Raw genomic sequence first — 12,254 nt, forward strand, 5'->3', positions numbered from 1 at the left:
AGAATACGTATGGCACAATCAGTTAAAGTTCGCGTACCCGGAACTATTGCCAATTGCGGCCCAGGTTTTGACACGGTCGGGATGGCGGGCACAATTTACAATTATCTAGAGTTAACGTTAACCGAACAGCCAGGTGTTTGTATTGAAGTAAAGGGGGAAGGTAGCGGCATTATTCCGGACAATGAGTATAACATCGCCTATCAGGCTGTTCAAGCCGTTTTCCGCGAGGTCGGGGCTAAGCAGTGCGGTGTTCTTATCCGCATGGAGAACAGTATACCCTTGGCCCGCGGACTTGGCAGTTCCGCTGCCGCCATTGTGGCCGGGCTTACGGCTGCGAACGCCCTGACCGGTAGTAATCTGAGCATGGAAGAATTATTAGAAATGGCTACTCGCATCGAAGGCCATCCTGATAATGTCGCTCCTGCCCTGTATGGCGGTGTTACTGTTAGTATTGTCGCGTGTGGCAAAGTACAATGCTTGCGCATTGATCCGGCTGCTGGTTTCACAATGGTCGTGGCCGTGCCGGAATTCGGGTTGTCAACAAAAGCAGCGCGCCAGGTACTTCCTAAGACGGTGCCGCACCGCGACGCCGTATTTAATGTTGGCCGGGCAGCGATGTTGGTTGGTGCTCTTTGTACCAACAACCTTTCTTATTTCCGCTATGTGATTGATGACCGGCTTCATCAACCTTACCGGCAGCGTCTCATTCCCGGAATGCAACAGGTTTTTGACGCCGCAGTGGCTCAAGGCGCGCTTGGCGCGGCGATTAGCGGCGCTGGCCCTTGTCTCGTCGCCTTTACACAACATTCGCCGGCAGCAATCGGAGAAGCCATGGTTCACGCCTTTGCCGAGAACGGTGTGAAAGCCCATTATCTGCTTCTAGACTTGGATAAAAGTGGGGCCAAAATTATAGAAGATAATACTTGATATATATTTTAAAATGGATTATAATAATCTTTGTGAGTTGGAGGGTTGGTCCCGGCAGACAAAATGATAACGGCGGGGCGTAGCTCAGTTTGGTAGAGCGCCATCTTGGGGTGGTGGAGGCCGCTGGTTCAAGTCCAGTCGCTCCGACCAATAATCTCAGGCTTTGCGGGTTTGGACCGCGAAGCCTTTTTCTAATAATGTCGATGAAAACAAGGGTTCCTAGCGCATAATTCTACAATTTTGCCCCCTATCGCTATGTTATATTGGTCAAGTAGATTGTTTGGCAAGGGGGAATGGCGCTTGGAACGTCAGTTGCAGAATGGTATGATAAATTTGGCGGCCTGGGTAGTGGATAGTACCGTAGCGACATTGGTGATAACCGGGTTTTTGTCAGACAGTCAATCAAGACAGGCCGTTCAGATCGTAAAACCCCTAGTGCTGCGGGATTTAAGTAACGTGTTTACATCACTGACAGAAGAGCAACCCGATTATAATAAATGAAAAAACCGGCTGTTGTGCCGGTTTTTTCATTATCGTACGAAATCTGCTTGAGATTTTTTGCGGTGTAAAAGCACACCGGATATTTGATTGATGCGGCGACAACAGGGAATTGGATATTTCCAAGGAAAACGTACAAAAATAATCATATTCAAGCGCTATGAGCTATCCGGTATGAGCAAGATGCCGAGGCTTTTTCGGCGCAAAACGTGATATAGGAGAACGCTATGGATAACGATAAAACAATCCGACCTTGTTCTTGTACCGTGGAACGGGTTTGCTATCATGACCTGAGTGACCTGGAGAAGATTTTCACTGCTGCTTTTGGTGATGAAATTCATGTCAAACGGATACGCCAACGTATTCACCGTGTCAGGCAGTTTTATTATCTTCTTTTACCTTTGAGCAGGGTTTCACCTTGGGTCAAAAATTTATTCAACATTTATGTTTGCCGAATGGATGGACAAGTAGCCGGCTTTATCCAAGTATCCTATCTTAACCGTCGCCAACTGCACTTAGACTATATTGCCGTTAGGAAGCAGTACCGTGGTCGCGGTTTTGGAACTTTAATGCTGCGCAAGCTGGTGGAAAATGTTGCCGATGCTCAGCAGTACGATATAATTTTGGAAGTTAAGGAAGGAAATCCGGCCCACTGTCTTTACAAACGGCTGGGTTTTACCGATCAAGCTAAGGTGCTCCATTTTGAAAAAAATATTGATAAGACTAGCTCCGCTCGCACCCAGCTGCCGGGCTTTCGTGTCCGTCGGGACACAGACTGGCGGGAAATTTATCAATTATATCTTGCTAGTATCCCGGCCCGAATAAGGCGTTGTATTCAACGGGAGATAAAAGAATTTAACCCCAGTTTATTTACGCGAACGCTTAGCTGGATAAAAAACAAACTGATGGGAAACGAAATAGGCCAATATGTCTTGGAACGCGATGAAACTATCGTCGGTTCTCTCGAAATTTTTAGTTATCCTAAGGCAGGCATTCATAGTGTAAGTGTGCTGTTACACCCTGCATACGAACATTTGCGGACAGAATTAATGGAGCAGGCCCTAGCTCAGCTCAGTTCGTTTGGCGAAGGCGTAGTGACAACTACTATTTATAACGACGATATTCGCAAACAGCATACTTTAGCAATGCTAGGTTTTATAAAAACAGAAACTTACTATCTTATGTTCCGGCCGCCCTTTTCGGAGCAAGCTAAGGTGGTCGTGTATCCGGTGTCCAAAGCGCACACCCGTAAACGTAAATCGCATCCCGAGACGCTATCCCTTACGGAAGGCGAGTAAAAAAGCAGTTAAACGCGATGTGTAAACTTTATCTAGTTTCCGACAAGTATCCCGTGCGTAGTATACGGGCAACTGTTATGGGGAATTAACTTTCTGGGAAGACAATACCTAAGCTATATCACCAAGTATAAAAGAGGAGTTTTTTTGCTATAAATAGAAAATAATACCATTCGAAAACTGGAGGTGGGTTTATGGATAAGGAACGGGTTGTTAGTGAGACTATCGAAAAATATGAGAAATATATCAACCCTGCCGTTGCTCGGTTATTTCGTTTTATGGGGTTATCAACGGTAGAATGGGAAGCGTACGACACCATTATTCGCGATATAGACGGTAAAGAATACATTGACTGTCTGGGTGGCTACGGGGTATTCAGTTTGGGACACCGCCATCCGAAAGTAGTGGAGGCGGTAAAAAAGCAATTGGATATGATGCCGCTGTCCAGTAAAGTCTTGTTTAGTAAACCTATGGCCGACCTTGCTGAACTATTGGCTGAAATCACCCCAGGTGATCTCCAGTTTAGTTTTTTTGGCAACAGTGGCGCCGAAGCAGTAGAAGGCGCGTTGAAACTGGCCCGTATTCATACCGGCCGTACAAAAATTATTGCTACGCACAATGCTTTCCACGGCAAAACGATTGGCGCTCTAAGCGCAACAGGACGGGAGTTATTTCGCGAACCCTTCAAACCGCTTCTTACCGGCTTTATTCATGTTCCTTTTGGTGATCTTGTCGCTTTAGAGCAGGCCATTGACAACGATACGGCTGCTGTAATCGTTGAGCCCATCCAAGGTGAGGGAGGCATTATCGTTCCACCAGATGATTATCTGCCCGGCGTGCGTCGGCTATGCGACCGGCATGGTGCCTTGCTTATCTGTGACGAGGTGCAGACCGGTCTTGGCCGAACAGGCAGGCTTTTTGCTGTCGATCATTACGCCATAGTGCCCGATATCATAACAACGGCAAAAGCGCTCGGCGGCGGAGTAATGCCGATCGGCGCTTTTACCGCCCGCCCGGCGGTATGGGAAAAATATATTACCAGTCCTTTCCTGCACACTTCAACTTTTGGCGGCAACCCTCTGGCTGCCAGCGCGGCCGTAGCTGCCATCCAGGTTATCAAGGAAGAAAAGTTGGCCGAACGGGCGGCCGAGATGGGTGATTATTTTATTGGCGCTCTGCGGCAGGTAGCCGGCGATTACACCGATGTCATCAAAGAAGTACGCGGGCGCGGCCTAATGCTTGGCATCGAACTGACGAAAGAAGGCGTAGGCGGATTGATGATGGCCGAACTCATTGCCCAAGGAGTACTTGTAGCTTATACACTTAACAATCCCAAAGTCATCCGTATTGAACCGCCGCTAACCATTTCCCGCGAGACCGTGGACAAAGTGGTGGACGCTTTTGCCAAGGCGGCGGCTACGGCTCACGACATGATTGAAGATCTGTAAGAGGGGAGGACCTACTCGTGCCATATGTAGAAGTAACCATGCCGGTCAATTGCGATAAGAGTAAAATATATCCTATTTTAAAGGATATGGAGAAATACCCTGAATTTATGCCTGACTTGGTTAGTGTCGAAGTACTGGAACGCAAAGATAATACAACTATTACCCGTTGGGTTTCGAATGTGGACGGCCGAATTATAAAATGGACTGAGGTAGATACTTTTGATGATGAAAACATGCATATTGCTTACCGTCAAATCGAAGGCGACCTTAAAAAGTTTGAAGGCGAATGGATATTAAGCGATATTCCAGGAGGTACGGAGATTAAACTAACCGTTGACTTTGAATTCGGTATACCGATGATAGCCGGACTTTTGAACCCAATTTTGAAAAAGAAGGTACGGGTCAATAGCGAAAATATGCTCAAGGCTATAAAAGAAAGAATGGAAAATAATCCATAAAATCGTGAATTTTTAGCTTCCAATGGCATAATTGCCTATTGTTAATTATAAGTTAATTACTTATAATTAAACTTAAAATATGACGGTGGGAGGGAACGGCTAAGGCCAAGAATTTATCGGTTTGCTAACGTATATAATTATATAAAAGGAACGGCCTCTTATTATTGTCTAACGGAGGTGTTGCACATCAATGAATTCGCTTAAAACAACTATTTTGTTGGCGGCCTTGACCGGGTTGCTGCTGGCCGTGGGCAGTTTCTTCGGCGGCACCAAAGGCATGACAGTTATGTTCGTTGTTTCTATATTAATGAATTTCTTCAGCTATTGGTACAGCGATAAAATCGTACTTAGTATGTACGGAGCCCGCGAAGTTACACATCAGGAGGCACCCGACCTGATCCGGATGGTGTCGGCCCTGGCGCAAAAGGCAAAAATACCGATGCCCAAAGTATATATTATTGACACTGACGTTCCAAATGCCTTTGCTACCGGCCGTGACCCCGAGCACGGTGCGGTTGCCGTGACGACCGGCATAATGCGCGCTCTAAATTACGAAGAGCTCGAAGGGGTAATCGCCCATGAGCTTGCGCATATTAAAAACCGGGATACCCTTATCAGTACCGTTGTTGCCACTATTGCCGGCGTGATTACGATGATTGCCAACATTGCCCAGTGGACTGCTTTCCTGGGGTTTGGCCGCAGCAATGACGAAGAAGGCAACGGTATTGCCGGGATTGTTGAGTTTATCTTTCTCGTTGTGCTTGCCCCGCTTGCCGCAACGCTCATTCAGTTGGGAATTTCACGGTCCCGTGAGTATCAGGCTGATGAGACAGGCGCTTTAGTGTCCGGTAATCCCCTGGCCCTCGCAAGTGCCCTCCAAAAAATCGAGTACTATGCCCAGCACAGAATTATGCCGGAAGCTACACCTGCCACCTCGCACCTGTTCATTGTTAATCCCTTTAGCGGCGGCGACTGGCTCGTCAGTTTGTTTAGCACCCACCCGACTACGGCGCAGCGGGTGGCAAGACTTCAAGAGTTGGCCAAACGCATTAGGTAATTAGGCAAAACCTCCTGGATATCCAGGAGGTTTTGCTGATTTATTCAGGGTGGAAAAAAGCTGAAGAAGCTAGCTTTTTTCAGGTGAATATAATGGCAATATATTGACTTTCCCCGGTAATTTGCTAAAATTTATTTGATTGATTTTGAAGGAGGTATGAGATGAGTTGAACGCCTTAGGTCGTCACATTTTAGCAGAGTTTTACGGATGCAATGCCAGCATTCTCAACGACGTAAAAAAAGTGGAAGACATTATGGTCAATGCTGCGTTAGAAGCAGGTGCGGAAGTACGGGAAGTAGCTTTTCATAAGTTTAGTCCCCAGGGTGTCAGCGGTGTTGTTGTTATTTCGGAATCTCACCTAGCCATCCATACTTGGCCGGAGTTGGGGTACGCCGCCGTTGACGTATTTACTTGTGGCGACCGCGTCAATCCGTGGGATGCCTGTCAGCATCTGGTTACTAAACTTGAGGCCGCCGAGGTAGATGCCCGTGAAGTAAAACGAGGTCAACTAAAAGAAGTAACTGCGCAAAAAGTATCTTAATTCATTAAGGAGGGATTTTTATTCTCCCTTTAATATGGTGGAAGTGCGCATTCGTTTAGCTTCCTGTGTTACGAAGTATACACGGGGAGTTTTTTTATTTGGGCCGCTTTTGACAAGGACTTCGTCTAACCATATAATGGTACTTGCGGGAATAGGAATAAGATTTAAATCGTAAACTAACTCCGAATTTGACAGGAGGTAGATAACATGGACAAGACCTTAGCTTGGCTAAAGGAGATTAGCGAGGCGCCGGGGGTATCCGGGTTTGAGCAGCCCATAAGGACCCTACTAACACAAAAACTCAGTGGTATTGCCGAAGTCAGTTCTGATAATTTAGGCAGTGTGATTTTTAAGAAGCGTGGTGGCAGTGAAACACCTAAGATTATGATTGCCGCCCATATGGATGAAATTGGCTTTATGGTCAAATACATTACTAAAGAGGGGTTTCTGAAATTTACTACGCTGGGGGGCTGGTGGGAACAAGTAATGCTCGGACAACGGGTAACTGTTCATACGACCAAGGGCGCTATTCCCGGCGTGATTGGCAGTAAACCGCCGCATATCCTTTCACCTGAGGAACGCAAAAAAGTTGTTCAGAAAAAAGATATGTACATCGATATTGGTGCCGAGGATGAAAATGAGGCGAAAGAGCGGTTTGGCGTCCGGCCAGGCAATCCGGTTACTCCGTTTAGTCCTTTTACTACTTTGGCCAATGAGCGGTTATTGATGGGCAAGGCCTGGGATAATCGAATCGGTTGCGCTATTATGGCTGAGGTCATAGAAAAGCTGCAGCACGAGATGCACGCCAACACCGTTTATGGTGTAGGTACTGTGCAGGAAGAAGTGGGATTAAGAGGAGCTAAAACCAGTGCCGGCGTCATTCATCCTGACATTGCCTTTGCGGTTGATACTTGTGTGGCCGGAGATACGCCGGGTGTAACAAGCGATCAAGCGTCCAGCAAACTGGGCAAAGGAGTGGCTATTTCCATCTATGATTCCAGTCTCATTCCCCATACTGGATTGCGTGATTTTGTTGTGGAAGTGGCCGAACAAAATCATATTCCCTACCAACTGGAGTTTACCGAGGGCGGCGGAACCGACGCCGGCCGCATTCATCTTCATGCCCAAGGTGTGCCCAGTCTGGTGCTCAGCATTCCCACTCGCTATATTCACAGCCATAACAGCATTGTTCACCGTGACGATTATGACGCGGCCGTTCAGCTTCTTGTTACTGTAATTAAGCGGCTCGATCAGCACAAATACCAGGAACTGGTGAAATAAATGCCAGAAGGAATATTACCTTTTAAAAATATTTTCCCCAAGATAGAACCAAGTGTTCTTATCGCCAAAGGAGCGCAGGTTATTGGCGATGTTGCTATCGGCGCCAATGCCAGTATCTGGTATAACAGCATTTTGCGGGGCGACGTCAATTTTATCCGAATTGGCGCCTACACAAATATTCAGGATAATTCCACCCTGCATGTAATGAATGGGCACCCGTGCGTGGTAGGCAACTATGTGACCGTAGGCCATAATGTAATTCTGCATGGGTGCACTATTGCCGATAATTGCTTAATCGGCATGGGTGCTATCATTCTTAATGGGGTGGAAATCGGCGAGAATTGTATTATTGGAGCGGGTACGCTCTTAACGGAGTTTAAAAAGATACCGCCCAAATCGCTTGTGGTTGGTTCACCGGGTAAGGTAGTGCGCAGTGTAGCCGACGAGGAGATCCAGTTTATCCGCCAATCGGCCATTCATTATCATGAATTATCTTTGCACCACGAACGTTAAAAAGCAGGGTGAGAATTATGGAAAAGACGCTTGTGCTAATTAAGCCTGATGGTGTTGCCAGAGGGCTGTGTGGCGAAATCATCAGCCGTTTTGAGCGACGGGGGCTCCGCATTTTAGCCTTAAAGATGATGACGTTGTCGCGTGAGCAGGCTCATATTCATTACGCTGAACATCAAGGCAAGCCATTTTTTGACGGCCTGATTGATTTCATTACCTCCGGACCGCTGGTAGCGATGGTTGTGGGCGGGGAAAACGCTGTTAAGGTAGTGAGGATGATGATGGGGCCGACCGATCCGGCTGGGGCTGCTCCAGGGACGATACGCGGCGATTTTGCTTTGTCTGTAGGTAACAATGTTATTCACGGCTCTGACAGTCCAAGCAGCGCTATGCGAGAAATTGATCTTTTTTTCGCTGCCCATGAAATAATGAAATAGCGGCAGCCAATTGGAAGAGAGGGAGAAAGATGAAAATTTATACTAAAACGGGAGATCAAGGCCATACCAGTCTATATACGGGTGAACGGGTTGCTAAAGATAGCCTGCGGGTAGAAGCCTATGGCAGTATTGATGAAACAGACGCTGCGCTAGGACTGGCTCGGGCGCTTTGTCTTAAACAGGAAGTGAAGCAAGCCATTTATGATATGCAGCGGATGCTGTGGCAGCTAATGGCTGATGTAGCCAGTTTGGGCGAGAAAGGTATCCGAATTACCGATGCCCATGTACGGGAATTGGAACAGATGATTGACCGTTTTGATGCAATGCTACCGCCCTTGACGAAGTTTGTGATACCGGGTGACACGCCCGGGTCGGCGGCGCTGCATGTAGCCCGCACTGTGGCCAGACGGACGGAGCGGCAGATGTGGCGCTTGGCAAGAGAAGAAAGTGTAAACGAACATGTTTTGGTAGCCTTAAACCGGCTGTCTGATCTGTGTTTTGTTCTTTCCCGCGTAGAAAGTGAAGAAGCAAAAGAGGTTTAAAGGGAGGTTGGTAGGATGCCTATTTATGAATTCCAGTGCAATGCCTGCGGCGTCCGTTTTGACCAATTATGCCGGGTAAACTGGGAAGGCGCCGTGCGCTGCCCATCTTGCCAGAGCAGTGATGTTCGGAAACTTCTTTCACAATTTGTAAGTGGTGGACGAAGCGGTGGAGGATGCACCGGCTGCTCGGGAAAATCTTGCAGCACCTGTAAATAGCAGACACAAATGGCTCTACTCCGACATACACTATAGCAAGTGCTCAGCATACATAGTGGTGCAGGAGGAGCGAGGACAATGAAGCTCAAGGTTTATTTTATGTCCATACCCAAACCGTTTAGGAAATTATTTCGCATATTTTGCAAAAATTGCTAAAAATCCGGGAAATACTAATAACCGCCTGGAATAGGCGGTTATTAATTTTTTATAAATAAACTGAAAAGCAGGAAAATTTACAGTTGGCAGAGAACTGAAGTAATAGTCATTGCACACAGATGCATTACTTGTGTGACAGGAAATAGGGTATAGGAGGGACACGGTTTGAAAGAGTACAGAAGTGACAGGCTAAGAAATGTGGGAATTGTTGCACACGGAGGCGCGGGTAAAACGACGTTAACGGAGGCTTTTTTGTTTAGTTCTGGCGCTATCTCCCGAATGGGCCGGGTAGATGATGGTTCCGCCACTACCGACTTTGAGCCGGAAGAAATTAAACGGAAAGTTACGATCAGCGCAAGTTTAGCTCCTTGTGAATGGCGGGAACATAAAATCAACTTCCTTGATACTCCTGGTTATGCTGATTTTGTTTCGGAGGTAAAAGGCTCGCTGCGCGCCGTTGATAGTGTTCTCGTTGTTTTATGTGCTGCAGCCGGCGTGGAAGTAGAAACGGAAAAAGTCTGGCAGTATGCCGCCGACCTCGGCTTGCCCCGTATCGCCTTTATCAACAAAATGGATAGAGAAAACGCCGACTTCGATAACGTCCTAAATGTCATGCGAGATAAATTCGGCCAGGGGGTAGTGCCACTACAACTGCCCATTGGTTCGCAAGACACATTTAAAGGTCTCATTGACCTCATCTCTATGAAAGCCTTAGCGCCTGCGAATCCGCAGGGTACCAAGTATGAAGAGGTGCCCATTCCAGCCGAGCTTGAAGAGCGGGCTCAGGAAGCACGCCTTGCGCTGATTGAGGCAGCCGCTGAAGGCGATGATGACCTCCTGACTAAATACTTGGAAGGAGAAGAACTAACGGAAGAAGAAATTAAGCAAGGCTTGGTGAAAGGTATTGCTCAGGCCAAGGTTTTCCCTGTTTTCTGCGGTTCGGCGGCCAAAAATATCGGTACCCACCAACTCCTGGACGCTGTCATTTCATACCTGCCCGCTCCTAATGTCAGATCGGTAAAAGGTTTTCACCCTGTAAGCAAAGAGACGTTAGAAAGAACCCATTCCGACCCGTTTGCGGCATTAGTCTTTAAAACAACTGCAGATCCCTTCGTCGGCCGGCTTAGTTTCATACGCATCTTTTCCGGAATGCTCAAGCCGGACAGCACCCTTTATAACGTAACGCGCGACAAGACGGAGCGTATTGGTAATATCTTTACGATGCGCGGAAAACAGCAAGATAGCTTAACGGTAGCCCATGCCGGCGACATTGTCGTAGTCGCCAAGATGCAAGAGACAAAAACAGGGGATTCGCTGTGCGACAAGGATAAACCAATTGTTTTTGAGCCGATTAATTATCCTAAGCCGATGTTTATGATGGCCGTAGAACCTAAGAACAAGGGTGATGAAGATAAACTGGCCAACGCGCTGAGCCGTATGGCGGATGAAGATGCAACATTTCTGCTCGAGAAAAATAACGAGACGCATCAATTACTAGTCAGAGGTTTGAGCGATCTGCATCTTGACGTAATTGTCGAACGGATGAAACGTAAGTTCGGCGTTGATGTCAAACTTAGCGATCCCAAAATCCCTTACCGTGAAACCATTCGATCCAGTGTTAAAGTTGAATATAAACACAAAAAACAAAGCGGCGGTCATGGGCAATACGGTCATGTATGGCTTCAAATTGAACCGTTACCGCAAGGTGGCGGCTTCGAGTTTACTGAAAGCATTTTTGGCGGCGCCGTTCCTAGACAGTATTTCCCTGCGGTAGAGAAGGGCATCCGGGAGGCTATGGCTGGCGGCGTAATTGCTGGTTACCCCATGACGGATATTAAAGTAAACCTCTTTGACGGGTCTTACCATGATGTAGACTCGTCGGAAATGGCTTTTAAAATTGCTGCATCGGCGGCTCTGCGCAAAGGTGCGCTTCAAGCTAAGCCCATCCTGCTCGAGCCAATCTACAATGTAGAAGTAACGGTTCCCGAAGCCTATATGGGCGACATAATCGGCGATTTTAACAGTCGCCGCGGCCGTATTCTAGGTATGGAGCCGATTGGCAAAGGTTTGGGGGTTGTGAGGGCGCAAGTACCGCTGGCCGAAATTTTCCGCTATTCCATTGATTTGCGCTCGATGACGCAAGGACGCGGCAGTTTTGATATGAGTTTCTCCCATTACGAGGAAGTACCGCAGCGTATTGCCGAAGGCATTATTGCCAGCGCCAAAAAAGATAAAGCGGAAGAAGAGTAGTAAAATAAAAAGAAAAGCAGAGATCCTTATCAGGGATTTCTGCTTTTCTCTTATTTGGCAGGGGCGGCTGGACTCGAACCAACGCATGCGGGAGTCAAAGTCCCGTGCCTTACCGACTTGGCTACGCCCCTATGGATAAAAATGGTCGGGACGACAGGATTTGAACCTGCGACCTTTCGGTCCCGAACCGAACGCTCTACCAAACTGAGCCACGTCCCGATGCACTTACATTTTTAAAGTATACATGACAAAAGCCGTATTGTCAACATAAATTCACTGCTTTGTTATTTTCTATAAAATTTTTCTAAATTGCAATAGCAAATGCAACACCCTGTAAAATTAACGGTATATAAAGAGGCTATCAAGAAATTTGGGCCAGTTCCTCGTCAAAGCATTGCTGAGGAGTTTTATAGCCGAGTATTTTGCGAGGCAGATGATTACACCAATTCTGAATACGCTGAATGACAGAGGCAGCCAAAGCTGCTATGCTGGTCCCTTTGGGGATAAATCGGCGGATGAGACCGTTATGGCGTTCATTCGTGCCTCTCTCAAAGGAAGAATAGGGATGAGCAAAGTATACGCTGGTGTTATGGCTCTTTAAAAATGCGTCCAGTTCGGCAAACTCCGACCCGTTATCG

14 protein-coding genes and 3 tRNA genes are annotated in these 12,254 nt (G+C 47.2%); 14 read left to right on the top strand and 3 right to left on the bottom strand.

Annotated features, from left to right (window positions below; all coding sequences use genetic code 11):
* The first annotated feature begins 9 nt into the window (after positions 1–9).
* The 14 genes from thrB (at position 10) to fusA (ending at position 11,616) form a co-directional block, all read left to right on the top strand.
* On the top strand, positions 10–927 hold the full coding sequence (thrB, locus tag BLQ99_RS04875; RefSeq protein ID WP_093688692.1) for a homoserine kinase: 918 nt from the start codon (positions 10–12) through the stop codon (positions 925–927).
* A 73-nt stretch (positions 928–1,000) separates the two neighbouring features.
* Positions 1,001–1,077 (top strand) — tRNA-Pro (locus BLQ99_RS04880).
* A 150-nt stretch (positions 1,078–1,227) separates the two neighbouring features.
* Positions 1,228–1,428, top strand: a complete 201-nt coding sequence (locus tag BLQ99_RS04885; RefSeq protein WP_093688694.1) for a hypothetical protein — start codon at positions 1,228–1,230, stop codon at positions 1,426–1,428.
* A 224-nt stretch (positions 1,429–1,652) separates the two neighbouring features.
* Complete coding sequence (locus tag BLQ99_RS04890; protein WP_093688696.1) at positions 1,653–2,723, top strand: GNAT family N-acetyltransferase; 1,071 nt, start codon at positions 1,653–1,655, stop codon at positions 2,721–2,723.
* A 191-nt stretch (positions 2,724–2,914) separates the two neighbouring features.
* Positions 2,915–4,168, top strand: coding sequence for an aspartate aminotransferase family protein (locus BLQ99_RS04895; RefSeq protein WP_093688698.1), 1,254 nt, complete (start codon positions 2,915–2,917; stop codon positions 4,166–4,168).
* Positions 4,169–4,185: 17 nt separating this feature from the next.
* Positions 4,186–4,626, top strand: a complete 441-nt coding sequence (locus BLQ99_RS04900) for a type II toxin-antitoxin system RatA family toxin (RefSeq protein ID WP_093688700.1) — start codon at positions 4,186–4,188, stop codon at positions 4,624–4,626.
* Positions 4,627–4,816: 190 nt separating this feature from the next.
* The gene (htpX, locus tag BLQ99_RS04905) at positions 4,817–5,683 is read left to right on the top strand and encodes a zinc metalloprotease HtpX (RefSeq protein WP_093688702.1); all 867 of its coding nucleotides are present in this window, start codon (positions 4,817–4,819) and stop codon (positions 5,681–5,683) included.
* 166 nt (positions 5,684–5,849) lie between these two features.
* Entirely contained in the window at positions 5,850–6,224 is a 375-nt protein-coding gene (gene speD, locus BLQ99_RS04910) for an adenosylmethionine decarboxylase (protein ID WP_093688704.1), read from the top strand.
* Positions 6,225–6,431: 207 nt separating this feature from the next.
* Positions 6,432–7,505 (top strand): M42 family metallopeptidase, encoded by a 1,074-nt coding sequence (locus BLQ99_RS04915; RefSeq protein WP_093688706.1) that lies wholly within the window; start codon positions 6,432–6,434, stop codon positions 7,503–7,505.
* The gene (locus BLQ99_RS04920; RefSeq protein ID WP_093688708.1) at positions 7,506–8,018 is read left to right on the top strand and encodes a gamma carbonic anhydrase family protein; all 513 of its coding nucleotides are present in this window, start codon (positions 7,506–7,508) and stop codon (positions 8,016–8,018) included.
* A 17-nt stretch (positions 8,019–8,035) separates the two neighbouring features.
* Positions 8,036–8,452, top strand: coding sequence for a nucleoside-diphosphate kinase (gene ndk / locus BLQ99_RS04925; RefSeq protein ID WP_093688710.1), 417 nt, complete (start codon positions 8,036–8,038; stop codon positions 8,450–8,452).
* A gap of 29 nt (positions 8,453–8,481) precedes the next feature.
* Positions 8,482–8,994: a cob(I)yrinic acid a,c-diamide adenosyltransferase gene (locus BLQ99_RS04930; protein WP_093688712.1), complete on the top strand. Its 513-nt coding sequence runs from the start codon at positions 8,482–8,484 to the stop codon at positions 8,992–8,994.
* Between the two features lie 15 nt (positions 8,995–9,009).
* Positions 9,010–9,210: an FmdB family zinc ribbon protein gene (locus BLQ99_RS15415; protein WP_071933999.1), complete on the top strand. Its 201-nt coding sequence runs from the start codon at positions 9,010–9,012 to the stop codon at positions 9,208–9,210.
* Between the two features lie 321 nt (positions 9,211–9,531).
* Positions 9,532–11,616, top strand: coding sequence for an elongation factor G (gene fusA / locus BLQ99_RS04940; protein ID WP_093688714.1), 2,085 nt, complete (start codon positions 9,532–9,534; stop codon positions 11,614–11,616).
* Between the two features lie 55 nt (positions 11,617–11,671).
* Here fusA and BLQ99_RS04945 read toward each other — a convergent pair.
* From BLQ99_RS04945 to BLQ99_RS14735, 3 genes are all read right to left on the bottom strand, one after another.
* Positions 11,672–11,747 (bottom strand) — tRNA-Gln (locus BLQ99_RS04945).
* A gap of 11 nt (positions 11,748–11,758) precedes the next feature.
* Positions 11,759–11,835: transfer RNA gene (locus BLQ99_RS04950), tRNA-Pro, on the bottom strand.
* A 142-nt stretch (positions 11,836–11,977) separates the two neighbouring features.
* On the bottom strand, positions 11,978–12,254 hold a 277-nt coding region (locus BLQ99_RS14735; RefSeq protein WP_143005866.1), incomplete at its 5' end, for an IS30 family transposase.

Origin of the sequence: Sporolituus thermophilus DSM 23256, assembly GCF_900102435.1 — a bacterium.
Taxonomy (GTDB): domain Bacteria; phylum Bacillota; class Negativicutes; order Sporomusales; family Thermosinaceae; genus Thermosinus; species Thermosinus thermophilus.